The organism is Parabacteroides gordonii MS-1 = DSM 23371 (assembly GCF_000969825.1).
Classification (GTDB): domain Bacteria; phylum Bacteroidota; class Bacteroidia; order Bacteroidales; family Tannerellaceae; genus Parabacteroides; species Parabacteroides gordonii.
The window spans coordinates 2,076,302-2,101,921 of the sequence record NZ_KQ033919.1; the positions used below are offsets into that span (position 1 = coordinate 2,076,302).

Annotated in this window: 20 protein-coding genes and 1 riboswitch; of the genes, 14 read left to right on the plus strand and 6 right to left on the minus strand. The window is 45.7% G+C overall.

Going from position 1 to position 25,620, the window contains the following annotated elements; all coding sequences use genetic code 11:
• Positions 1 to 1,341: a DUF5690 family protein gene (locus tag HMPREF1536_RS08245; RefSeq protein WP_028726564.1), complete on the minus strand. Its 1,341-nt coding sequence runs from the start codon at positions 1,339 to 1,341 to the stop codon at positions 1 to 3.
• 197 nt (positions 1,342 to 1,538) lie between these two features.
• On the opposite strand from HMPREF1536_RS08245, the gene HMPREF1536_RS08250 reads away from it, so the two are divergent.
• Positions 1,539 to 2,420, plus strand: a complete 882-nt coding sequence (locus HMPREF1536_RS08250) for a hypothetical protein (RefSeq protein ID WP_028726565.1) — start codon at positions 1,539 to 1,541, stop codon at positions 2,418 to 2,420.
• 153 nt (positions 2,421 to 2,573) lie between these two features.
• Here the strand turns inward: HMPREF1536_RS08250 and HMPREF1536_RS08255 are convergent, their stop codons facing one another.
• Positions 2,574 to 4,829 carry an inorganic phosphate transporter gene (locus tag HMPREF1536_RS08255; protein WP_028726566.1) on the minus strand — a complete coding sequence of 752 codons (2,256 nt, stop codon included), beginning with the start codon at positions 4,827 to 4,829 and terminating at the stop codon, positions 2,574 to 2,576.
• A gap of 628 nt (positions 4,830 to 5,457) precedes the next feature.
• On the opposite strand from HMPREF1536_RS08255, the gene HMPREF1536_RS08265 reads away from it, so the two are divergent.
• Both HMPREF1536_RS08265 and HMPREF1536_RS08275 read left to right on the plus strand, forming a co-directional pair.
• The gene (locus HMPREF1536_RS08265; RefSeq protein WP_028726568.1) at positions 5,458 to 6,588 is read left to right on the plus strand and encodes an OprO/OprP family phosphate-selective porin; all 1,131 of its coding nucleotides are present in this window, start codon (positions 5,458 to 5,460) and stop codon (positions 6,586 to 6,588) included.
• A 52-nt stretch (positions 6,589 to 6,640) separates the two neighbouring features.
• Positions 6,641 to 6,841, plus strand: a riboswitch (cobalamin riboswitch).
• 52 nt (positions 6,842 to 6,893) lie between these two features.
• A complete protein-coding gene (locus HMPREF1536_RS08275) occupies positions 6,894 to 9,164 on the plus strand; it encodes a TonB-dependent receptor (RefSeq protein ID WP_028726570.1) in 2,271 nt (756 codons plus the stop codon).
• A 697-nt stretch (positions 9,165 to 9,861) separates the two neighbouring features.
• On the opposite strand, the gene HMPREF1536_RS08280 is transcribed toward HMPREF1536_RS08275, so the two are convergent.
• Entirely contained in the window at positions 9,862 to 11,826 is a 1,965-nt protein-coding gene (locus tag HMPREF1536_RS08280) for a family 20 glycosylhydrolase (protein WP_028726571.1), read from the minus strand.
• 137 nt (positions 11,827 to 11,963) lie between these two features.
• Between HMPREF1536_RS08280 and HMPREF1536_RS08285 the strand changes: the two genes are divergently transcribed.
• The 7 genes from HMPREF1536_RS08285 (at position 11,964) to HMPREF1536_RS08315 (ending at position 16,958) form a co-directional block, all read left to right on the plus strand.
• Positions 11,964 to 12,677, plus strand: a complete 714-nt coding sequence (locus HMPREF1536_RS08285) for a tRNA threonylcarbamoyladenosine dehydratase (protein WP_028726572.1) — start codon at positions 11,964 to 11,966, stop codon at positions 12,675 to 12,677.
• Positions 12,678 to 12,683: 6 nt separating this feature from the next.
• The gene (locus HMPREF1536_RS08290) at positions 12,684 to 13,337 is read left to right on the plus strand and encodes an ABC transporter ATP-binding protein (protein ID WP_028726573.1); all 654 of its coding nucleotides are present in this window, start codon (positions 12,684 to 12,686) and stop codon (positions 13,335 to 13,337) included.
• Positions 13,338 to 13,359: 22 nt separating this feature from the next.
• A complete protein-coding gene (locus tag HMPREF1536_RS08295; RefSeq protein WP_028726574.1) occupies positions 13,360 to 14,730 on the plus strand; it encodes a sodium-dependent transporter in 1,371 nt (456 codons plus the stop codon).
• A gap of 84 nt (positions 14,731 to 14,814) precedes the next feature.
• Positions 14,815 to 15,114, plus strand: coding sequence for a hypothetical protein (locus HMPREF1536_RS08300; protein WP_028726575.1), 300 nt, complete (start codon positions 14,815 to 14,817; stop codon positions 15,112 to 15,114).
• Positions 15,087 to 15,422 carry a type II toxin-antitoxin system RelE/ParE family toxin gene (locus tag HMPREF1536_RS08305; RefSeq protein ID WP_028726576.1) on the plus strand — a complete coding sequence of 112 codons (336 nt, stop codon included), beginning with the start codon at positions 15,087 to 15,089 and terminating at the stop codon, positions 15,420 to 15,422. Before HMPREF1536_RS08300 ends, HMPREF1536_RS08305 begins: the two co-directional genes overlap by 28 nt.
• Positions 15,423 to 15,427: 5 nt before the next feature.
• Entirely contained in the window at positions 15,428 to 16,153 is a 726-nt protein-coding gene (locus tag HMPREF1536_RS08310; protein ID WP_028726577.1) for a ComEA family DNA-binding protein, read from the plus strand.
• A 37-nt stretch (positions 16,154 to 16,190) separates the two neighbouring features.
• Positions 16,191 to 16,958 carry an AAA family ATPase gene (locus HMPREF1536_RS08315; protein WP_028726578.1) on the plus strand — a complete coding sequence of 256 codons (768 nt, stop codon included), beginning with the start codon at positions 16,191 to 16,193 and terminating at the stop codon, positions 16,956 to 16,958.
• Between the two features lie 2 nt (positions 16,959 to 16,960).
• Here the strand turns inward: HMPREF1536_RS08315 and HMPREF1536_RS08320 are convergent, their stop codons facing one another.
• On the minus strand, positions 16,961 to 17,467 hold the full coding sequence (locus tag HMPREF1536_RS08320) for a flavin reductase family protein (RefSeq protein WP_028726579.1): 507 nt from the start codon (positions 17,465 to 17,467) through the stop codon (positions 16,961 to 16,963).
• 40 nt (positions 17,468 to 17,507) lie between these two features.
• Positions 17,508 to 19,835: a TonB-dependent receptor gene (locus HMPREF1536_RS08325; protein ID WP_028726580.1), complete on the minus strand. Its 2,328-nt coding sequence runs from the start codon at positions 19,833 to 19,835 to the stop codon at positions 17,508 to 17,510.
• Between the two features lie 198 nt (positions 19,836 to 20,033).
• Here HMPREF1536_RS08325 and HMPREF1536_RS08330 point away from each other — a divergent pair, with 198 nt between their 5' ends.
• The gene (locus HMPREF1536_RS08330; RefSeq protein WP_028726581.1) at positions 20,034 to 21,434 is read left to right on the plus strand and encodes an alanine/glycine:cation symporter family protein; all 1,401 of its coding nucleotides are present in this window, start codon (positions 20,034 to 20,036) and stop codon (positions 21,432 to 21,434) included.
• Positions 21,435 to 21,468: 34 nt separating this feature from the next.
• Here the strand turns inward: HMPREF1536_RS08330 and HMPREF1536_RS08335 are convergent, their stop codons facing one another.
• The gene (locus HMPREF1536_RS08335; protein ID WP_028726582.1) at positions 21,469 to 22,689 is read right to left on the minus strand and encodes a M16 family metallopeptidase; all 1,221 of its coding nucleotides are present in this window, start codon (positions 22,687 to 22,689) and stop codon (positions 21,469 to 21,471) included.
• A 193-nt stretch (positions 22,690 to 22,882) separates the two neighbouring features.
• On the opposite strand from HMPREF1536_RS08335, the gene HMPREF1536_RS08340 reads away from it, so the two are divergent.
• The 3 genes from HMPREF1536_RS08340 to HMPREF1536_RS08350 are packed head-to-tail and all read left to right on the plus strand — an operon-like array spanning position 22,883 to position 25,574.
• Complete coding sequence (locus HMPREF1536_RS08340) at positions 22,883 to 23,494, plus strand: SIS domain-containing protein (protein WP_028726583.1); 612 nt, start codon at positions 22,883 to 22,885, stop codon at positions 23,492 to 23,494.
• Positions 23,495 to 23,515: 21 nt separating this feature from the next.
• Positions 23,516 to 24,439 (plus strand): carbohydrate kinase family protein, encoded by a 924-nt coding sequence (locus tag HMPREF1536_RS08345; RefSeq protein WP_028726584.1) that lies wholly within the window; start codon positions 23,516 to 23,518, stop codon positions 24,437 to 24,439.
• A gap of 58 nt (positions 24,440 to 24,497) precedes the next feature.
• The gene (locus tag HMPREF1536_RS08350; RefSeq protein ID WP_044191463.1) at positions 24,498 to 25,574 is read left to right on the plus strand and encodes a tyrosine-protein phosphatase; all 1,077 of its coding nucleotides are present in this window, start codon (positions 24,498 to 24,500) and stop codon (positions 25,572 to 25,574) included.
• Positions 25,575 to 25,620 lie beyond the last annotated feature (46 nt).

Consider the following 25,620-nt stretch of genomic DNA (forward strand, 5'->3'; position numbering starts at 1 on the left):
TCAGGCAACAGTGATGGCATTCTGCGGAGTGGCTTCGATCGTCTCTTCACGGGGGGCTGTCACACCTGTTTCCTTCCGGAAACGCTGGTGCAAATATACGAAGGAACAAACGAAAGTGACACAGCAAAAGATACCTACATATCCGGCAAACTGGTTATAAAATACCGCCCAGTCGATATCCGGGTTACAGAATTCTTTCAGAACAAGCACCAGCACTGTCCCGGTATATCCTAGGAAGTCGGTCGTTACGATAAAGAAACCGACGTTACCGCGAATCCTGAAACAAGCGATGAAACGGTCGAAAAAGATCGTTTGGAAGGTCAAGTAAGCAATATACAGGCACAGGCTCTGGATAAACAGCCATATAACAGGTGAAAGGCGGAGTTGCTGCTGTCCGAAAGAGACGACCGACATAACGATCATCCCCGCGATGATCAACCCGAATAAAACGGAAAGGGCTTTCAGATTATCCTTTACCAGTACCATCAATCCGAATATGCCGAGGATGATCAATGTAACTACACTGTCGATCTGGGCAAAGAGCCAGGGCGAATAGGCAGATACATCGATAATATTCACCAGAAAATCTTCTTTTATATCACGCAAAACGACAATTGCAATATTAGCAATGAATAGCATACTCAGGAAAGGCATAAAGCTTTTGAAGAGTTCCCAGCGCTGCTTGCCATTCAGCGTTTCGCGTTCCGACTTCATGGCGATATCTTCTTTGTTCGGCTCTGGCAGTTTGTTCAACGCCCAACCGAGCAACAAGAGAAGAGGGAGAGCCACAGCCCCGATCAATGCCGGCATCCAGAACTCGCTGACATGAAGATGGTTCATTACATACAGTCCGACAGACTTGGCTGTACCTGAACTGATCACCATACTGACACCCAGTAGACTTGCCAGGATATCAGTCACCCGCCGTCCTTCGATAAAGCTGAAGATCACTCCCCACATACAGCCCAGCGACAAACCATTCAGGAACATGGCCGCCACATTGAATGGAGTGGAAAGCAACCCGAACAGGATCAGCGAAGCCTCAGCCAGCAATACGGAAGTCAGGATAAACTTAAACCGCTCTTCCGACTGCAGTTCGGATATAAGTTTAATACCGATAAATTTGGAAACTACATATCCTAGGATCTGTGAGATCGTTACCACCACCTTATAATCCATATCGAAGAATTCTGCATTCTCGAAAGAAGCAGCGGTAAAAGGTTTACGGAGTGCATAAACCAAAGAATAGGATAATAGAGCGGCGCCTCCGGCCCATAGGATGAAGAGAAAGTCGGAAAGACGCTTCCGGGTTGTTTCGTTTATCTGCAAAAAGTTATTCATATTCATGCTGTCGTTTTGTTTCCGGCAGCAAAAGTATTCCAGCGATATTACAGGAATATTACTGAACGCATGAATCTATATTATTAATATATAATGCATTATCAATAAATTATAAAGAAATATTTATGTAACATTCATGTAACCGGAATGCAATATCACGGCGGTTATTTTGCATAATAATTACAAACAACAAACGCATGACAAACAACTTCCAGGAGTTTTATAAACGCATCGGTTATTTGCGTAGCAGTGGGGTAAAAATGAAGGAAATAGCCGACTGGATCAGCATTGCCCCGAGTGTTCTTTCTTCACTTTATACAACCGTATTGCCCGATTATTTCGAATCGATTAAGACCAATCATCCCGACGAGGCGCTCGACCACGCATTGGCACAAGTGAACAACGTTTCCAAAAGACGGTTACTGGCCGATATGGAGAAAATGCTTACCCGGCTGGAAGAACTCGAACCGTCGCAGCAACCCGGCAGGAAAGAAAACCCTTTTATGGAACTGCTAACGGAAGAAATGCAACTGACTACCGGCAAGGTATCGAGTATCTGCGGATTATATACCAGCTACAGCCTCTCCTCTTCGTCCGATTGTCTGAAAATGGAGCCGTTTATCATCGCTTTATCCGAAAACAACGACCATGTCCGTATCGGCCGGCTGAATGCCTACGGGGAAGCTCAATGGGGCATTGGCGTCAGCGGAGATCCCCAAAACTTCTACTGCATGTTCAGCGAAAGCCAGACTTCGCAGTTCATCCCCGTCACGCTATACTTGCAAATACCGTTCTTCAACCAGCCCAGGCAATTAAGAGGTTTATATATGGGACTGGATTACAACCGTAATCCGGTTGCCCGGCGAATCGTCCTGATAAAGGAATCCGAAAGCACTTCCACCGACGACTTCCTGGCGATGAAAAGCGGCCTGGTCGCCAAAGAAGATTTCACACCCGAACAGCAGGTTTATTACGACTACACCTGCCAGACCGGCGACTATATAAAAATGTGTACCGTGCCTTCCCTCCGCATGGACGAAAGCGACCTTATAAAAGAAAAGAAGATGCTGGCACTGTAAGCAACAGGCTGGAGAAAATTCAGAAAACCTGTTGCAAGGGTCACAACAGGCTGGAACAAATGCAGCAAGCCTGTTGCAATACCTGCAACTACCCGGCGGAACTTCCGCGAGCCTGTTGCATTAGTGTAACGATTCGGCGGAATTCCCGCGAGTTTATTCCTTCTGGAATTTTCGGCTCACCTTAACCAGGTTGGCAGTAAATGAAACCACATTCTGTGCTTCCTGTACCATATTCAGATAAACCATGCTGACTTTCGTACTGCCGCTTTGTCCCTGGATACGTTTCAACTCACCTTTCTTTAAGGCTGTAAGCTGACTCGTCAGTGTTACGGATTCGGCCACTACATCGTCCAGACGGTGGTAATCATTCTTTTCAATCATAGAAGCACTGCGTTTGAGGTAGGCAATGATACTTTCCGTCATCTTGCCGAAATCGCCTTTCTGCACTTCACTCAGCGGGCTGAAGTTGTTATCGACATGCTCCTTGCTCGGTTCTGTGAGGCGGCGGATACTGAAGATGATCTCGCTGGCAAAATCATTTCCCTGGTAATAGTATAATCCTTTTTCTACGGCAATATCATGTTCCAGATGGGTAACGCCCAATGTTCCGACACGTTTTACCTGCTTCAGGTGAACCTTCTTCTCTTCCACCTCATTCAATACTTTACGTAACTCACGGAGATTTTCATTCATAAAACCGTGAACCGACCTGTCGAGTGCGTCAGCGGCAAACAATAAGACAGAATTTAATTCCTCGCGGCTGTGTTCACGGAACAAAGAAAGCGCTTCGTGGCTGTCTGTCGTATCGCGCAGTTTAGCTACTGTTGTGTTGACTTCTTCTTTCAGGGCTTCTTTCTTCAGTTTTTTCTTGTAAGCCACCTGGCTGCGGATCAGCATATAAACTGCTAGTCCGACCATTGCCGCCATTGCCGCAATTCCTCCGAAATTAATAATGAGAGCTACCAGGAAGCAGATCGTGAATGCCGCACCGGCCGTAATAAACCATCCACCGATAACGGACAGTACGCCGGTAATACGGTAAACTGCACTTTCACGTCCCCAGGCACGGTCTGCCAGCGAACTACCCATTGCGACCATGAATGCCACATAAGTAGTAGAGAGCGGCAACTTCAACGAAGTACCCAGTGCGATCAACAATCCCGAAAGCACCACGTTTACCGAGGCACGAACCAGGTCGAAGCTGGCTCTGTCTTCCAAAATGATTTCATCATTATTAAAACGGCTGTCGATCCAGTCTTTTACCCGGGGGGGAACTACACTGAGAAGAGTGCTCGATGCATTATTGCAGGTACGCACCAGCATACGTGCAACCGGCGAAGTTCCGAAACTCTCATTACCTTCCGACTGACGGGCCAGGTCGAGCGAAGTCTTCACCACGCTGTGTGCCTTTTTGGAAGTGGCCAGCGCGATGACCATCACTAATCCCGAACCTGTCAGGAAATACCAGGGCGTTTGTGCCGGAGCGAGCAACGATCCCATCAGGAATGTATCCGTAGTGGTCGTTCCGCCCTGCGCCATCAGGTCTATATAAGAGGAATATCCAACGAGGGGCACACCGATAAAGTTTACAAGGTCGTTACCGGCAAAGGCCAGCGCCAGGGCAAATGTACCCATCAGGACAATTACCTTAAAGACATTTACTTTCAGCCAGTGAAGCACCTGCATCAGGATGGTGAAAAAGATAAATGCTCCCCAAACGACTTTATCCGTATTACTATATATCAGAGTCTTCAGTTCGCCGTCCATGAATGCACTTTCCTTCAACCCTTTTATCAACATAAAATAAAGGATTGAAGTGGCTGCAAGTCCACCGAACAAGGCTATAAAATATTTTGTGTGTTTCTTATAATTAAAGGTGAAGATAAGACGCGACAAGTATTGCACGACCGTTCCGAAAAAGAAAGCGATTGCCACCGAAAGGAAGATCGCAAGGATTACGGTAAAGGCCTTATCCGTATTCAGCAGGTTTCCCAGTTGTAAAGCTCCGTCGGAATGGGCAATCTTAACCAATGCAATAGCTACCGTACCGCCTAACAATTCAAAGACCAGAGAGACTGTAGTGGAAGTGGGCATCCCCAATGAGTTAAAAATATCCAGCAATACCACGTCCGTCAGCATAACGGCCAGCAGGATACACATGATCTCGGAGAAAAAGAAGTGTTGCGGCTGATAAATCCCGTGCCGGGCAATATCCATCATACCGTTTGACAAGGAAGCGCCGACAAATATACCTATCGCGGCGATGACCATAATAACTTTGAAAGATGCGGCCCTCGAACCGATTGCAGAGTTTAGAAAGTTTACTGCGTCATTACTGACTCCCACCGACAGATCGAACACCGCCAGCACAAAGAGAAAAATTACGAGGAACAGATAAAATGTTTCCATAATTGATTGTTACGTATTCGACTACAAAGGTCTGAAACAGATATTTCACATGTGTTACATGGATGTTACAAACATGTTACATCTGTTAAATCGCCCTTATTATTAAAACAAAAGAGAGAGAACAAAGTTATAAGGCGAAGGACTATTTCTTTACTTACCATACATCTTACTGATAAACTCCTATTTCGAAACATCTCCATCGACCCTGTCCCCCATTCCACAACTACAGCTGATACCAGACACCTTCTGTACCGATCAAAGAGTCACCTATTAAAATATGGAATGAAATTTGATTGGTTATCAGCTAAAAATGGCTGGTTTATGAAACAAATCATACTAGCAAATAGGTTACATTTGCTTTTGAAAACTTATTGGGAAATAAGGGGGTCGGTTAAGTTAGAGAGGGAAAGGCTTGGAGTTAAATCCAAACTTTCCCTTTCATTGTTTTTATCTCTTCCGTAAAAGTGATATTTTTTCTTCTCATCCAGTAGGGGTATTTATGGATTTCCTGTCTTATCAATAGAAATAGAATTCAAGTTTTTAGCCAATATCTTTACAATATCACTTCGATTTTTCCATTTTTTTCGTTCCTTTACAGTATCAATTACTGTAAAGGAACACTTTTTTCATGAAGCACATAGCAACCCTACTTCTACTGATACTATACACTTTTCCTGTTTTAGCTTCTCCGGACTCGTCGCCTATCGACTGGAAATTATCCGGCCGTTTATTCCTGGATGGCGGAGTTTATATTAATTCCCCCTCGTCACTACATGCAGGTGCCCACATTTCGGATGTCCGGCTGGCGGCAAAAGTGCGGATCTATTCAAACTGGTACACAAAGGTCGACATCGGTTTTGCCAATAATAAGGTGACGATGAAAGATGCTTTCACCGAATATGGCAAGGATGGCAATTATTTCCGTGCCGGTTATATGCTTGGTTATTATAGCATAGACCAGTCGACCAGCACGAACGATCTCGTATTCAATACAGCCGCCAATGTTGCCGAAACATTTTATCCGGATCGCCGGATAGGTTTGTCCTACACCCGCTCCCTTCCTTCTTATTACTTTTCAGTCGGAGCGTTTTGCGGCGATGGATTGACTTTCTCTGAAACAACCAAACCAGGTTACAATTTCTCCGGCCGTATCGTATGGCGCCCGGTTAATTCGGACGGACAATTATTCCATATCGGAACCGGTGCTTTATTCAGAGTTCCCGACGAAGATACGGAAACAAACAACCAACAGATCCGGTTAAAGACGAAAGGTGTCACTTACATACCTTCTCCGCGAACCTTAGACCTGACCGTCGAAGATGCCGAGAACCAGGTACAATCGAACGTAGAATGCCTGTTCTTCCGCCACAAATGGTTGCTTCAAACAGAATTCTTATATACCAATATACAGCGGAAAGCCCATAAACCGTCTTACTCGGCTCATGGTGGATATATCCAGGGAGGCTTTCTGCTAAAAGGTGAAAAATATGCTTACGATGCATTGGATGCCATACCGGTCATGCCGGAAGAGCCTCACTCTATTTTACTGGCTTGCCGTTATAACTATACCAATCTGAATGATTTCAGCAGCAATACAATGGGAGGAAGCCAGCACGACTTATCGATCGGTGTCAACTACTATTTTAATAAATACATATCTTCCCGCCTGAACTATGCACATCTTTGGATGGATAAATACTCGGCATTAGGAAAATGCGGGATTAACATGATGCAGGTGCGGTTACAGGTACGGTTCTAAAGCTAATTTCAATCTTTCATTGACAAAACAGGCCTTACATAAAATAAAAAACTAACTTTGCGCCCGATTTGGTGATACAGCTACATTCCGTACCTGTATAAAAGGGAATCCGGTTAAATTCCGGAGCAGTGCCCGCTACTGTAACACCCATTCCGAAGAAAAGCATCTCTTCATGCCACTGTTTTCGTTTGCAGGAAACGGGAAGGCGCTTTTCAGGGTGAAGCCAGGAAACCTGCCGGTCAGACATAAATAATCAAGTTTTCCCGGGGTCAGGAAAGCCTTTATTAATTCTTAGAAGAACTTCGATGAAAAAGAAAGTTTCACTTACGGCATTATTATGCTGTATGGTAGTATCTATGTTCGCTCAGATATCTTTGAGCGGTAAAGTTGTCAATGCCGAAACAAACGATCCGGTGGTAGGAGCCAACATCCGTATAGACCACAGCCTGGCCGGGTGCACGACCAACGGGAAAGGAGAATTCACCATCAACAACCTGCCGGAAGGCGAACATCTGCTAAGCGTCACACATGTCAGCTTCCTTCCCCAGAAATATACTGCCAATACCGGTGAAAAAGATATCCTGATCAAAATGACCGAAAGCTACATCAACCTCGGACAGGTAGTAATAACCGGAACAGGAACACATCGCCGCATGAGCAACTCGCCCGTTCCCATCCAGGTCATTACCGCCAAAGACCTCGGTAATGCCAACGTGACCAGCCTCGAAGACGCCTTGGTCAAACTCACTCCCAACGTCACGACCATGACGAACGGCATGGGAACCACCCTGAGCCTGAATGGGATGAACGAAGATTATATGCTACTGCTCGAAAACGGTAAACGACTGACTGGCGACGACCGTTATACCCGTATCAACATCGGGAATGTGAAACGCATCGAGATCCTGAGCGGAGCCGCTTCCGCCCTTTATGGTAGCGACGCGATCGGCGGTGTTATCAACATCATTACCGACGATGCCAAGAATACGGTCAACGTATCCAACTACACCCATTATACCAGCAAGGGACGGTTCAGCGAAAACATCAACGCAGACATCAATTCTGGCAAATTCTCTTCCTACACCTCCTACCAGCGCCGGGAAGCCGACAACTGGCAGGTGAACGACACCGACGAGAACGGATACAAGACCGGCCGCCCGATGTCGACAGGCTTCATATCCGACAATATCAGCCAGCGTTTTGCCTATAACGCAACCGACCGCCTCTCCTTCTATGTACGTGGTAATTACTACAATTACAACACACGCCGTCCGGAAACGGCTACTTATTTTAAAAAAGGTAAAAAGAAGGATGAAGACGGCAAACCGATCTACGAAGAGACGCAAGCTTATACTTACAACATGCTCCACGACACCTATACATACGGTGCCGGAGCCAAATACATGATCAATAAATCAGCCTATATAGATGCCGACTTCTTCGCCGACAACTATACATCCAAATACGATTATTTCCTGAAAAGCGGTGATTTCGAACGTGGAGACAAAGAAACCCGTAAGAAGACAAGATATTATAATGCCACCGTTAAAGGGATCTTCAAACCGAACAGCTGGAACAAGGTTTCTACCGGTATCGAATATATCAACGAGAACTTCAGCAGCGAGTCGGACAATATCAGTTTCAAGAACATGTACACATTCGCCCTATTCGCACAGGATGAAATCACCATCTTAAGGGACTTGCAGGCCGTAGTCGGTGTACGCTACCTTTATAATGAGAATTTCAAGAATTACGCGACACCGAATGTCGCCCTGATGTATAAGATCGACCACTTCAATTTCCGTGCCTCTTACGCAACAGGCTACCGCGCACCGACACTCTCCCAGCTGTATGCCACAGACGAGGCAAAAACAGCGAGCCGTTATACCATCGGCAACCCCAACCTGAAGCCGGAGAAAAGCAATTTCTTCTCTCTGAACGGAGAATACACCTGCTCACGCTTCTCGATCGCAGCGACCGGATTCTATAACGATATCAAAGACATGATCAATTACCGTGTGTTGAATGATGAAGAAATACAACAGATGGGATTGGGTGAGCTGCATGAACAGTTCTCGACCATCCGCCAGCGCGACAACGTAGACCGTTCGAAGATCAAAGGGATCAGCGTCAATGCCAACTTCTATCTGGGTGCCGGACTCACCCTCGGTGGCGGTTATATCTATACCGACACCGAAGCCAAAACACTGGAACACGACAGCAAGACCAATAAGGACGTAGTTGTAATCACCCCCGTAGACAAAAGTGTGAAGAACGCCGCCAATGTACATGCCCGCTGGGATCACGACTGGAACAACTACCACCTCAACGTCAACCTGAGCGGCCATATCCAGGGCGAACGTTATTCAAGCACATACGGTTACGCCCCCAAATACCAGCAATGGGATCTGAATACACGCCACACGTTCAACCTGGATGCCTTTATCCTCGAACCGGGTATCGGTATCGAGAATATCTTCAACAAACGGGACGACCGCCCCTGGAACAGTAACTTCTCGACCATTAATCCGGGACGCGCTGTGTATGTCAGCCTGGCTGTTAAATTTAAAAAGTAAGACATCAGTTTGTATAGCTACTAGGCTTAACGTCCTTTCCAACTAGACACAAAGTAGGGACTAAGTAATTCAAAGCTCACTATCCGTTATTGCCAGGGTGTACAGGATAACCGACTAGGGTGTACACCTTAGCAAATCAACCTGTACACCTTGTTCCAACAACCTGTACAGGGTAGCAATAAGGAGTGGTAGGCTTTGAATTATTTAGTCCCTATTTTCACATTAAATATAGATAAGCCAAACAATAGTTTCTGCCTATACACAAAGTTGCTTCATTGTATCTGCCACCTGTTCTATATAAAATATTAAAAACAACTATCACTACTATCACTCGTCAATTAACATCAAAATAATCAAGGCTTGCAGAAGTGATAGTTATTGTTTTTAACTCTCACCACTACTATCACACTATCACCTTGTCTTGTCCTGAAATTAGGTATATATTATTCCTTTCACACAATTAAATTACTCATTTTCAGCAATATAAAAATCAACCTTGCTTAATTTCAGAAGATTAATACCCTCGACATTCAGACATGAGCATCGTCAATATAGAAGCATAAAACAAGCCAAGACGGGTATTCAGACCTCTATCAATATATTGTTAGCGATACTGCGATGAATAAAATATGAACCAAGAAAACCTGTCCCTATGAAGCAAGTTTTCCTGGTTCAATTCAGTTAATCACAACTATATTTACTTGCAGTAATTCAACACTTCCACATTCTTTACCGTACTCTTGAAATCTCCGGTCTTTTCCAACGGGAATACCAAGGTACGGACATAGCTCATCGAGTCCTTTCCGCCGTTGAAGAAGCGTTTCTGGATGTTCAGTTCCTCTTGCAGTTTACCGTTGATATATAAACGGGTAGACTTTTCATCGCCACTGATGGCAACAGATGTCTCCTCTTCGGGATAGAACTGGTAATTGAATGTATTCAGGTAACCGTCGCGGGCAAAACCCAACTTTCCGCTGACCGGATCGGACAGATAGAAAACAGCATCCGGCGAACGGAACAATTCTGTTCCGGGAGTTTCCTTTACCGACTGAACATCAAACGAGACCGTGTAATGGTAACCGATCTCTTTCAATCCGGTCTTTGTATTCGGTGGCAAAACATCCTGGTTGTAGATGGCACGCGGCTTGTTACCCATACGGCCAGCCACGTTTACGCCCGGGCCTTCGCTCAGTTCCAAACGTTGCGTATTGAAAGTTTCATACGGGACTTTACAATCCTTGCCTGTCCACATCTTTACAGCCAATGTCTGCAAAGCAGGGAAAACACGGTAATGGATATCTTTTGTACTGATGCCGTTGCCAGCATGGTCGTTCCATACGGCAAACATTCCACCTTTGATCTGTTTATGTTTCTCGGGGAAAACCTCTTTACCGATATGCGCCGGAGTCCATTCCTTATACAGCATTTCCGTATTCAGATAATCGTAATAATAACCGGCAGCCGGGACGATATACAGATAGCCGTCGGGCACACTCACCAGGTCGTATCCCTGTTTGATCATTTCCTTCGGATCGGCATAACCGTTATACCAGGCACTCATCAGAACGTTTTTCGATTTGACGGGTGTCTCGCCTTTGGCATGGGTCAACGCTCCCCAAACACAGGCCTGCTTGCCGAAGCCTTCAACAAAACGGATGTAATGATCGGTGAATTCGCGGAATTTCTCTACTACATCCTGCTTCTTATTCGAATATTCGTCTGTTCCGATATGTACACGTTTTCCGATAAAGACAGGATTACGGCCTTCCAGATATTCACGGAAAAGACTGTCGACAAACTGGTAAGTTTCCGGTTTGAACAGATCCAGGTGATCCATGCCGTATTCCGCGCTACCGATCTCCGGACGGTAATGTGTCAATGCCAGCGAATGGGCGGGAACGTCTATTTCGGGGATGATCTCCACGCCGAGGCTATCCGCCATCAACTGGAAATCGATAAATTCCTTCTTCGTATAATAACCGTCGCGGGCAGTCAGTCCCGGGAAGAATTCGCTTTCCAGACGGAATGCGGCATAGGTCTTGTTCCAGTCGTGTTCGAAGTATTGTTTGAAAGCGTTATCATTCAGGTGAACCTGCAACGTATTCATCTTATAATAAGCCATCATCTTTACATAATCGCGCAGGAAATCCATCGGGATAAACTTACGGCCGCAGTCCATCATAAAACCACGGATGGCATAATCCGGATAATCACGCATCGAACCTTTCGGCAAAGCCTGGTTGCCATCCTGTTCCGTCATTTGAAGAATAGTGCGGGTCGCCCAATACAGACCTTTTGCTTTAGGAGCCGAAACGGTTACACGGTCGGCAATTTTCACGGCATAACCTTCTTCACCCAATTGTTTGTCTCCGGATAAGGAGAAAACGAAATCACCGGCGGAAGCTCTACCCTGTACGACTGTCAGTTTACGTCCGAACATCGTTTCGTAATCTTCGGCAAACTGATTGGCAATCTTGTCGATGGCCGGATCTTTACCTACACAGACAATACGGGAGGTCGCGGAAGGAGTAAACATTCCCTGTCCCCCTCTCCATTCCTGCAATTCGGGTATTACAAACGGTTTTTCGTTATTAGCGGCATAGCCTTTACCCACAAAGAGCGTACATGCCACCATCAGCATTAAATAGCGTTTTATATTCATTGTATTTTAAATTAAGCGCACAATATTACAGCTTTTTAATCATCCTTACAAGCTTAAAATGAAGGAATAGTTAAAAGATAACTAATTAAAAGGCGGTTTCTGAATGATTTATTACTTTTGTGCTCAAAAACATATTAATGAGTTACAATTGGAACACACGGACGGAGTTATTATTGGGGGCCGACCGGATGGAGTATTTGTCACATTGCCATGTTTTAGTCGTAGGATTAGGGGGCGTGGGAGCTTATGCCGCCGAACAGATTTGCCGTGCCGGGATAGGACATATGACAATCGTGGACGCCGATACCGTAAATGCCAGCAATATAAACAGACAGTTACCGGCATTACATTCCACCATCGGAATGCAAAAAGCCGAAGTAGTAGGACAACGCCTGCTGGACATCAATCCCCGTTTAAAGCTGACCGTGCTGAACGAATTTTTGCGTGACGAGCGGACAGAGGAAGTATTATCTGCAACAAAATACGATTTCATCGTGGATGCAATCGACTCACTCAGCCCGAAAGTCTATCTTTTATACTATGCCAACAGACGCGAGATCCCTATCGTCTCCTCTATGGGGGCAGGTGCAAAGGTCGACCCGTCGCAGGTTAAACTGGCCGACATATCCAAAACCTGCAACTGCGCACTGGCAAAAGCCGTACGCAAACGGCTCAGGGGACTGGGATTGAATAAAGGTATTCCGGTTGTTTTCTCAACAGAGATAGCCAACCCGGAGGCCGTAGTGGAAGTAGAAAACGAACAATGCAAACGGACAACTACCGGGACAGTTTCTTATATGCCCGCCATATTCGGTTGTTACCTGGCATCGTATGTAATAAGAAATATATAACGAGGAATGATACAGACACAAGGAATTACCAAGAGTTTCGGCAACTTACAGGTATTGAAAGGCATCGACCTTACGATCAATAAAGGTGAAGTGGTAGCCATTGTAGGCCCCAGCGGAGCAGGGAAAACGACTTTATTACAGATCATCGGGACATTAGACACTCCGGATGCCGGTAAACTGTATATCAACGAGACTGAAACCGGTAAACTTTCCGAAAAGGAACTGGCCGCTTTCCGCAATAAGAACATCGGTTTTGTATTCCAGTTCCACCAGCTGTTGCCCGAATTCACCGCATTGGAGAATGTAATGATCCCGGCATTGATTGCCCGCGAGAAAGCTTCCGACGCCGAGAAGAGGGCAAAGGAAATTCTCGATTTCCTGAAACTGTCCGACCGTATGACGCATAAACCGGCCGAGCTTTCGGGGGGAGAGAAACAACGTGTGGCTGTTGCCCGCGCATTAATAAACAACCCGGCAGTGATCCTGGCCGACGAACCTTCAGGCAGCCTGGACACCAAAAATAAAGAAGAATTACACAGCCTCTTTTTCGAATTGCGCGACCAGATGTACCAGACTTTCGTTATCGTTACCCACGACGAACAGCTGGCATCGAATACGGATCGTGTGATCCATATAAAGGACGGGGTTGTTTTAGGATAAGTATAAACAAGTAGAATTATTTATGGCAAACAAAGATAGAGTAACTTTTGGTAGTAAAATCGGAGTGATATTGGCAACAGTAGGTTGCGCCGTAGGCTTAGGTAGCATCTGGCGTTTCCCTTATATGGTGGGAGCCAACGGAGGGGCAGCTTTTCTGTTGGTATTCATGATATGCACTGTCCTTCTCGGCCTTCCGATCATGATTACAGAATTCTTCATCGGCCGCCATTCGCGCAGTAATGCTGCCGGGGCTTTTAAAAAGCTGGCTCCGGGCACCCAGTGGTCTTTGATCGGTTACAACGGTGTGCTGGCGGCTTTCCTGATATTGGGCTTCTATTCCGTAGTTTCCGGTTGGACTTTAGAATATATCTGGCAGGCTATGACCGGTTCGCTGGCCGGAAAAACAACGGCTGAATTCACAACGGACTTTGAGACATTCTCTTCGAGTGCCCTTCGCCCGATCGGTTGGACGATCGCTTTTATTGCATTAACGCATATCATCATTGTATCCGGAGTAGAAAAAGGGATCGAAAGGGCTTCCAAAATTATGATGCCGGCGCTCTTTATCATACTTCTCATATTATGTATTCGTTCCGTCACTCTCCCGGGTGTACAGGAAGGGCTTTCTTTCCTGTTCAAACCTGATTTCGACAAGATAACTTCTTCCGTCATATTAAGTGCGATGGGGCAAACGTTCTTTTCATTAAGTATCGGTATGGGATGCCTGATTACTTACTCCTCTTATTTCGGGAAAGATACGAACCTGCAATTAACGGCTGTGCAAGTCACCGTATTGAATACGCTGGTGGCATTACTGGCCGGTATCATGGTGTTTCCTGCCGTATTCAGCTTCGGCATCGAACCGACGGCAGGCCCGGAGCTGGTGTTTATCACACTCCCGAATATCTTTGAACAGCTGCCGTTTGGCAATATCTGGTCGTTCATATTCTTTATCTTGTTGGCTTTGGCCGCCCTGACATCTACTATCTCCCTGCATGAAGTGGCTACGGCTTATGTACACGAAGAATACCACATGACAAGAAAGAAAGCTGCCTGGATCGTTTCAGCAGGTGTCGCTGTCATCGGAGCGGTTTGCTCGCTCTCTTTCGGCTTGCTGAAGGAATACACGATCGGCGGCCTGATCATTTTTGATGCATTGGATTATCTGACCGCTAAGATTATGATGCCTCTCGGGGGGATGATGATCTGCGTTTTCGTTGGCGTACGCATTGAAAAGAAAGTGCTAAAAGCCGAACTAACCAATAAAGGCACCATCACTTTCTATTTCTTCAACGCATACGCATTCTTCATAAAATACATCGCCCCTGCCGCTATCGGCCTGATCTTCCTGAACGAACTGGGACTGATCAAAAAGATCATCTCCTTGTTTTGATAAATAAAAGGTATAAGTTACTTGCTTATTTACAGGTAACTTATATCTTTGCAAAACAGTATTCACTCTTTAATAATTATCAATATGGAAATCAAAACCGTCTCAAAGAAAAGAAAACTTCTCCCCGGATTAAACATGACTCAGGAAGAGTTCGTTGCCCGCGTGCGTAAAGCCGAAGAAGGGCCATTTTATACATTGGACGAAATCAAACAAAAAATGCAGGAATGGAAGGCACAAAAATTTAACCCCGCTATTGAAGGCGGGGAGCTAACTATTGAGGAATTTAAATCAATGGTGAAGAAAGCCGAAGAAGGACCTTTTTATACACTGGAAGAAGGACAAGAAATGGTAAGACAATGGAGGGAGCAAAGAAGAAACCGGTAGTCGTTTCGTTTCTCTTTTTTTCTTCTGTCGACCAAATCTTTGAATATGGAAAAATAACCTTTGGAGAAAAGAAAGCTATCGAATACGAAAACCTTATTTATGGAACTGTTCGGCAACTAACTTCAAGTTATTTGCTAAATGCAGAATATCCCTATCTTCCCACAAAAGATAAGCGATATAGAAGAGCCATACTTCCCGCTCATTTTATTCTTTACCGAATAACAAAAGAGCGGATAGAAGTTCTGAACATATTACATCAAGCTGTAAGTATCACTCAAGTTAAAAAAAACAGAAACATTAAACCATAATAACTATGAACTGGCGTGATTTATTTTATTTCTCCCAAGGAGAACGCAGAGCCTTGACTCTCCTGCTCTGTCTTATTTCTATTTCCTGGATCATTTTATTATTGACAGACAACAAACCAGAACAGATCCCTAAAGAGAATGCTCTGATCATTGAACCGGCTAAACCGGCTCAAACAATCGTTTCAAACAGGCCGGAGCCCGAGAAGGCCAAAACACCTGCATCCGAAAGAAAAAACAATTCCTTCCGGGAGAAAAAGGAATTTCATCCGAGAGGAACTCCAAACATACCCGGAAGAAAGACTTTCCCAAAAACAGAGAAATATCCAATCGGAACAGTGGTCGAGTTAAATACCGCCGATACGACTATTTTGAAGAAAGTTCCCGGAATAGGAAGTACTTTTGCCCGCCGTATCATCAAGTATCGGGATCTGCTGGGCGGCTTTTACTCCGTCTCCCAACTTTGTGAAGTATATGGGATCGATGAAGAGCGGTATAATGCGATGAAATCGTGGTTTTCGGTAGATGTGGAAAGTATTTGTGAATTATTTGTGAACCAGGTGCCAATCAAAAGCCTGTACAGACACCCTTATATAAACAAACAACAGGCAGATATTATCGAACAATTACGTAAACAGAAAGGAAAACTCTCCGGTTGGGAGAACCTGCAACTACTGGAAGAATTCACCGAAGCAGATAAAGAAAGACTGACTCCTTATCTGTCATTTGAATAAAACAGGAAGTTTATCTACATTTGTAAAAAAGAAAGCTATGATTTACCTCAAACAAGTTCAATTGCTCAACCCTGAAGAAGTGGAAGGGCCGCTGGAAGATCTTAAATATCCGTTTAAGGCCGCAGCAGTACGACATATAGACTCGATCGTATTCCGTAAACCCGTTACTTTCCTGGTTGGTGAAAACGGAGCCGGCAAATCGACCCTACTGGAAGGGATCATGTTCAAATACGAAGAACGGGATGAAGGCCAACAAGGTATGCTTTACGACGGCGTGGAAGCATGGAAATCTTATTCAAACGTCCTGCCGCAATGCATTCGCCTGATTGAGGAACGGAAACCTTTCGACCATTTCTTCTTCCGCGCCGAGTCATTCTTCGACCATGCAGCCGAAATAGATGCCAAATCGATGAAAGACATACTCAAATACGGACGCGATTATTCGATGGGAGCTTACGGAGGGCACCGCTTGCTGGAACAGTCGCATGGCGAAAGCTTTCTCAGTACCTTCCTGAATTATGCAGGAAGAAACACGCTCTTTATCCTCGATGAACCGGAAGCTGCCCTTTCTCCTCAACGGCAACTGGCATTATTAGTCCGTATCCGTGAACTGGTTGAACAAGGCTGTCAGTTGATTATTTCCACCCACTCGCCCATTATCATGGCTTATCCGGAAGCGGATATTTATTCGATCGAAGAGGACGGAGCATATATCACCCCGTATGAGGAAACACAACATTACCAGTTAACGAAGTATTTCCTGACCCATACGGAGCAAATGCTCAGGGAACTGGGAATAAAGTAGAATTACTTTTCCCAGGCATTTACTATCTCTGCAACATAAACGTTATGCGGATTACCGGCCATAGCGCTGTACCATTTTTCAAACAATGCCGGATCGACGAAAGAATCCTTATCCATCTTGGTCACATAAAGAATCTTACACTCCAATGTCAACCGGGATTCCTCAAAACAAGGGTTTCCTTGTTCGGTGAAGCAGGGAGTCAGCCCCGTTGCCGCCACTTTATCTATATCGCGGCCCGACTTGGAGCCACAGATCTTATGGGCTGCCTTGTGCTCCTCACCTAGGAAAGAGAGCGTAAAACTTCCCTTTTCATCGATGAATTCGCGGGTATAACGCTCCGGGCGGACAAATACGAATACCACCGGTTTGTTCCATAGGAAACCGACACCGCCCCAACTGGCTGTCATCATATTAAACTTCTCCTTGTCGCCGGCACTGACCAGCATCCACTCTTTCCCGATAATTTCAATAAAGTTATCCTTTATCAGATTGGGTTCAATTGCTTTCATACTCTATACGCTTTAATTTCCTCCAAAGATACAAAGAATATTATTTACCGGTACTCATTACGCCGGAGTCGTTGTCTGCATTGTTCAGACGCTTCTGCCCGGCTTTATAAGTACGGCCGAAAGAGAAGTTATACGTGACGGAAGCTACGAACAGACGGGAGCTTTCCTTGATGTACATCGCTTTCTTGTAGGAAGCATACTGATTCCAGTTCTCTGTCTTCACCTTATAGTTATCGGAGAACGGGTTGAATGCACCGACACCCAGCGATAAATTCTTATGGCTGTAACGCACCATGAACAGCTGGATATTCTCGCCTCCTTCCAACGTTTCGCCCCAGAACCAGTTCCAGTTCGTATTCATCTGATACATCAGCATGAACTTCTTCCAGGTAAGCGACGCCTGTGCTTCGCAATACCAGTTGGTATAACGGTGGGAATAAGTATTCCCGTTACTGATATAATGGTTTACACCGCCGGTAAAAGAGAATTGCAGGATATCTTTGATCGGCCCAATACGGAACATGGCGGAACCGGTCACACGCTGCCAGTTTTTCTGGTTATTCCAGGTTTGGATGATCTTGTTCCCTTCCTGGTATTTCTCATCCATAATAGGATTAGGCAGATATTCGTACGCACCGTCGAGGTTCGTATAGAAGATGCCTTTCTGATATTCGTAAGTAAGTGCCAGACGGTAGCGCATATAGGCTTCCAATTGCGGGTTGCCGCGTTGTAGCTGAAGGGAGTCGATCACCTGTTCGATCGCACTCAGGTTACCCAGGGAAGGAGAAGAATTACCTACATAACCTCTCAGGCGGATAAATGACTGTCCAGGCAAAGCGTATTGCAGAGTAAAACGGGGATTAAAGGTATAATACTGGTACGAGTCGTCCGTCCCTTCCTGTTTGTAGAATGAACGCGATACGCCGACGCCCAGCGTATAATCCAGTTTCTTAACCTTTCCTTTAAATTCCCCGTAAAGGAAGCTTTCCGATTGATCCATGTGCGTATCATAATCATGCCCGTTCCGGTATTCGTTATCGGAGAAAGATTGTGTGTGACGGATACCGCCGCTCAGACGATTCCCGTTAGTCAGTTTCTTTTCATAGATCGCTTCACCGATCAGGGAATATTTATTTCCGGAAACACGGTTATTGATATCCGTCAGTAATTCCTCACCCCAGCTTTCCTGGTAGAAACGATGGGAAGAAGTGCGGTTGTAAGTTCCCACCACGTTGAACACCAATGTCTGGTCATTCTTCAGATTACGCTGGTAATATAAATCCAGGGCCGGAACCTGGTTATCGCTGCTATTCAGGTCGACCATATCTACATAATCCGCCGGATTATCCTGGTTAGATAAAACCCCGCGATAATCCCAGTGCGGCTGATGGTTATTCCAATAACGGAACGTAGCGTTGAACAGATACTTTTCAGGATCCTGCACACTGTAATTCAGGTTCAGGTTATGCATGAACATACGCCCGTGAGCCGGATCACCTTTTTCTTTCCGGTGTAATACAGTGCCGTCGGCCAGATGGAATATTTCTTCATTATCTCTGGAAAGGCCATAGAAATCGCGCGGCCCGATCCGGTAAGAAGCACCAAACTCCGATTTCTTATGATTGATCTTTCCTGAAACCCGGTGTTCGCCCCATAAAGCATTCAGTCCCTGGCTCATATCCACACTGAGACTTCCTCCCGTTTCAGGCCGGCGAACGATATAGTCGAGTACGACTTCGGCATTTCCATAACGCAAGCCCGGATTATCATGGAATTCGATACGAATAATATCAGCAGGTAACAAGGATTTGACTTCATCCAACTCCACCTTCACTCCATTGATACGAAGTTGAACTTCTCCGTTTCCCGGCACTTTGATCTCATTCGACATCGGGTTTACCGTTATCTTCGGCAACATCAACTGTTGCAGCAAATCCATTCCGTTAGTAGATGCTTTTACCTGACGGTCGGAAGGAAACACCAGTTTGCGGTCGGAGCGGCTACTCGTGTTGGAAGCACTGACAGTAACGCCATCCAGTGAGACGGCCGCATCTTCCATCGGGATATCGTTCAGTGTTATACTCTTATTAAATCCCTTCAAAGCAACATATTGCGTTTCGTACCCCAGGCTGGAAATAGCCAGCAGGTAATCGCCCGCCTTCACCTTATCCAAAGCAAAATGCCCCTTTCCATCGGTAGTTGTTCCGGTTATAAAGACAGAGTCTAGCGTTTGTAGAACCACATTGGCAAATTCAAGCGGTTCTTTATTCCGGCCGTCTTTCACCAAACCTTTTATCCCTAAATTTTGAGCAAAAGCTCCCTGCATCATGCAGCCGAGCAGCATGATCCCGAATATTATCCGTTTCATAAGTTTATTGTTTATTTCTTTCTGGCAGGGTGGCCTATCCTGCCTTTTTGTTTGTTTCTGCTAGTAAGACGAAGCAAACAGGAAAAAGGTTACACCATTCAGCAGGAAAAAATGCAACTATTTTTTCACACCTGTTTAACATCTTAATCTACAGAATAAAAGAAAACCTGTATCTTTGAGACAAAACGAACAAAACACATGGATATATTAAACACCTGGATTAGCGCCATCAACGATGTATTATGGTCGTACATACTAATAATCATGCTGTTGGGCTGTGCAATATGGTTTACCTTCAAAACCCGTTTCGTACAGTTCCGCATGATTAAAGAAATGATAAAATTGCTTGGCGACTCCACCGGAAAAACTAAAAACGGTGAAAAACATATTTCTTCCTTCCAGGCTTTTGCGGTTTCATTGGCCAGCCGCGTAGGAACAGGCAATCTGGCCGGAGTAGCCACAGCAATTGCAGTCGGTGGCCCGGGTGCCGTATTCTGGATGTGGATCATTGCCTTATTCGGAGCTTCCAGTGCATTTGTCGAATCCACACTGGCTCAACTGTACAAGAAAAGAGGGAAAGACTCTTTCATCGGCGGGCCTGCTTATTATATGGAACGCGGACTTGGATTGCGATGGATGGGTGTATTTTTTGCCGTATTGATCTCTATCACGTTCGGCTTTGCCTTTAATTCCGTACAGAGCAATACGATTTGTGCAGCATGGGAAGGAGCATTCGGGTTCGACCACCGGATCATCGGCGGAATACTGACCGTACTCACTATCCTGATCATTTTCGGAGGTATTCAGCGGATCGCCAAGGTAAGCAGCATTATCGTTCCGGTGATGGCTCTCGGATACGTTGCGCTGGCATTAGGGATCGTACTTTTCAATATAGGAAAACTTCCGGCTGTACTGGAACTGATCATCGGTAATGCTTTCGGTTGGGAACAGGCTCTCGGCGGCAGTATCGGAGCAGCACTGATGCAGGGAATCAAACGAGGATTGTTCAGCAACGAAGCCGGTATGGGTTCCGCCCCGAACGTGGCCGCAACAGCAGACGTGTCTCATCCGGTCAAACAAGGCCTGATCCAGACATTAGGCGTTTTCACCGATACACTGATCATCTGTACTTGTACGGCTTTCATCATCCTTTTCAGTGGTGCCCCGCTCGACGGAAGCGTGAACGGCGTGCAACTGACACAACATGCCCTGACCAATGAAGTAGGAAGTATCGGCAGCATCTTCGTCGCTGTAGCCATTTTGCTGTTTGCATTCAGTAGTATTATCGGTAATTATTATTACGGAGAGGCCAATATACGGTTCGTCACCCAAAAGAAAAGCGTATTGTTCACCTACCGTCTGTTAGTCGGTGGAATGGTGATGTTCGGTGCTTTGGCAAGCCTCGACCTGGCCTGGAGCCTGGCCGATATAACAATGGGATTAATGACGATCTGCAACCTGATTGCCATCTCCCTGCTCAGCCGCCAGGCATTCCTCTTACTCAACGATTACATCACCCAGAAACGAAAAGGAATAGCAAGCCCTGTATTCACAAAAGACAGCATCCCGGAACTGAAGGACAAGGCGGAATGTTGGTAAAACATCATACATTTTGTATGATAAATATCGTATATTACTGATAAATCAGGCTAAACAACCGCTCCGGTGCAAATACCTCATTCGCTACCTCCTGTATCTCTTCGGCTGTCAGGCTTTCGACCTTGCTGAAAACTTCCGGGAGGGTATCATAGCGGTTGTAGTGGAGGAAGCTTTTTCCCAGTCCGAGGAAAAGCCCTTCTTTGTTATCTCCTGAAACACCCAACTGACCGATTACCTGTTTCTTGGCAGCAGCCAGTTGTGTAGTGGACAACTTAACGTCACGTATCTTACCTAACTCTTTATGAACCAGCTTCAGCGCCTTCTCCATATTCTTCGGATCGGTACCGAAGTAGATACTGGCTAAACCGGTATCGGTATAAGAAGTAACATTCGATTCCACATTATAAACCAATCCATGCTTCTCACGGAGTGAGACATTCAGGCGGTTGTTCATACCCGGGCCACCCAACATATTATTAAGCAGGAACAACGGTATCCGTTTTTCATCATGCATACTATAAGCGCGGCTACCGATCAGTACATGTGCCTGGTGCGTATCCTTATGCACCTTCTTCACACACGGAAGGATTTCGGCAGGCGCCACCCGGTTGCGGGAAGCAATCGGGAAAGCGATATCCGACAACAGACTTTCCGCCAGTTTCACGATCTTCTTAAAATCCACACGCCCCATCGAAAAGAATACCATATTCTCCGGTGCATAGAAACGGCGCATGAACGAACGGCCCGATTCCGAATTAAAACTCAGCAGGGAAGCCTCGTCTCCCAATATATTATGGCCTAAAGCATGTCCGTCATAAAGTAAATTCTCGAATTCATCGAAGATAAGTTCGGAAGGGCTATCCTCATACGAATTGATTTCATCCAGAATCACATCCACTTCCTTCTCGATCTCCTGCTGCGGAAACTGGGAGTGGAAGATCAGGTCGGTCAGCAGTTCGAAAGCACGCTGATAATGTTCTTCCATAAAGATGGAATAAACAAATGTCTCTTCCTTGGTGGTATAGGCATTCAATTCGCCCCCTACATTCTCCATTCGGTTCAGGATATGCCAGGATTTACGCTTTTCGGTGCCTTTAAACATCATATGTTCTACGAAATGCGCCAGGCCGAACTCGTTCGCTTCTTCGTCTCGTGTTCCGGCATTGACAGCAAAACCACAGTATGAAACCGGCGATTCCATCGGCAGGTGTACCATACGAAGACCATTAGGTAAGATATGTGAGAAATAATGCATTGCTTCTTTTTGCTTAATTGACCCGCAAAAGTACAACAAATATTCGATAACAGATAATTATCTCTGCTTTAGACAAAGTCACCGACTGAAACTACATACCTGCGTTAAAAAAACAACGAGATACAGTAACCAACCGATTAAAATCGTATTTTTGCAAACTGTTAGAGATTATTGTATAATTAATAAAGTATCTATGTCAAACGAAGCAATCGCCTGCATCCTGCAGCAGGAAGCTGCAGCAGTCCTGAATATTCCCGTTAGCTCCGGCTATGAAGAAGCTGTAACCCTCATTGTAAAACATGTTCACGAACTGGGGGGGAAACTAATCACCAGCGGAATGGGGAAAGCCGGGCAAATTGCAATGAATATTGCCACAACCTTCAGTTCCACGGGAACACCCACCTCATTCCTGCACCCCAGCGAAGCACAACACGGCGACCTCGGGATTGTACGGAACAACGATATCATGCTGCTGATCTCCAACTCCGGAAAGACACGCGAGCTGATCGAGTTGGTAGACCTGACCCGCGGACTCGTGCCGGATATGAAATTTATCGTTATCACCAGCAATGCGGACAGCCCGCTGGCCAAAGAAGCGACCGTGCAGTTGCTTACCGGAGCCCCCAAGGAAGTTTGTCCGCTGGGCCTTACTCCTACCACTTCTACGACTGTGATGACAGTTATCGGGGATATCCTGGTAGTCGGTACGATGAAAAGGATCAATTTCAACAATAAAGATTATGCGAAACGCCATCACGGCGGTTACCTCGGTTCGAAAAGCCGCGAACAGAGCAAGCACGAATAGTCTATAAACAAACCAACATATATGAGAAAAGTTATTGGCATTGGAGAAACCATTCTCGACATCATTTTCAAGAACAACCAGCCGCATACAGCTGTGCCGGGCGGATCAGTCTTTAACGGATTAGTATCGCTGGGTCGTCTGGGAATTCCGGTTTCTTTTATCAGCGAAGTCGGCAACGACCACGTCGGCGATATTATCCGTCAGTTTATGGAAGAGAACCATATCTCTACGGAATTCGTAGACCGTTTCCCCGATGGGAAAAGCCCTATATCGCTGGCTTTCCTCGACAACGAGAACAATGCCAATTACACATTTTACAAGGATTACCCGAAGCAACGGCTGGAAGTACCCCTGCCTGTCATCAACGAAGACGACATCTTTATCTTCGGCTCCTATTATTCCCTGAATCCGGTTTTACGCGAACGGATGGTAGAATTCCTGGAATATGCCAAAGAGCGGAAGGCCATTATCTATTATGACCCGAACTTCCGCAAGGCGCATGCGCACGAAGCGATCTACCTCACTCCTACTATCCTGGATAATCTGGAATATGCCGACATCGTACGCGGCTCGGATGAAGATTTCTTCAATATCTTCGGTAAATCGGATGCCAAACGGATCTATACGGATCATATCAAGTTCTATTGCGACCGTTTCATCTCCACCCACGGAGCCGATGGCATTAATCTTTATACCGGTAAGCTGGAAGAACATTTCGATACCGCACCTATCCAACCGGTCAGCACCATCGGAGCCGGGGATAATTTCAATGCAGGCATCATCTACGGGCTACTGAAATATAATATCGGATACCATGATCTTTCAACCATGAGCAAAGAAGCCTGGGCAAAGGTCATCCGTTGCGGTATCGACCTGGCCACCGAAGTATGCCAGAGCTACGATAATTACATTTCTAAAGAATTCGCCGCCTCATACGGCCGGTAGTCTTAAATATCATTAACTCTGGTACTATAAAGAGCTGGATTTATTATCTTTGTAAAGTATGTATGCTAGAAAGACAATATTTGTAAGAGTTTCATCATTGCTCGCCTGTGTAGCACTATTGATAGGCTGTTCGTCCAACAACCCTGAAATACGGACGATATGCCTGCGCGATGGTATAGGGAACTATATTATCAAGTGGGAAACAGAACCGCAGATAGACGGCATCCTAAAAATGTATGTGTCCGATGATCCGGAAACATTCAACAAATCCCTTCCGGCAGGATACGCCAATATCAACGACGGCGTTTTCACCTACATTACCAACGACAATATGTCGCGTAAATACTTCCTGCTGTCTTTCAACGATAAATACTTCAAAACAATCGGTGCCCGTTCCGTCGGAATGGACAGCATACAGAATGTACGCGAGATAGGCGGTTACGGAACCGTCCACAACCATAAAACAACCCGCTGGGGACAAGTATACCGCTCCGGACAGCTCAGTTCCCTGAGCGAATGGGACTCTATCCGCCTGAACAATCTGCATATAAAGACTGTTATAGACCTGCGTGGAAACGATGAAGTGGCCGTCAACCCCCTGCGTTATTCCAACGCCAACATTGTCCGCATCCCTATTCCCATCAAGAATATGGATAACGTGGTCACCCGCATTCAGGAAGACCGTATGCGTAAAGGAGACGGGATCCTGTTTATGCAGGACACCTATTTACAATACGTGACCGATTACAGCGAGCAATATGCCAAGGCTCTCGATGTTTTTCTGGATAAGGACAATTACCCGATCCTGATAAGCTGTTCGATGGGGAAAGACCGTACGGGTTACCTGACAGCCATGCTGCTGTTCGCCCTCGGGGTACCGGAAGAAACCGTAGTGAAAGACTATATGGCTTCCAACGAGAATATCAACATCGGACACCTGGCCTATATGGCGCGCGACCTGAGTACAAATGCGCAGGAAACGATCACTGCATTGCTCACGGTCAATGACGGGCTTATCGACCTGGTTCTGAAACGGATCAGGAAAGATTACGGTTCGGTAGACAAATATCTGTCAAAAGGCTTACACCTGACCGACAAGAAACGGGATACATTAAAAGATATTTTATTATATTAATGTGAATCCGAATAATTTATCTACCTTTGTGCCCTCTGAATTTATT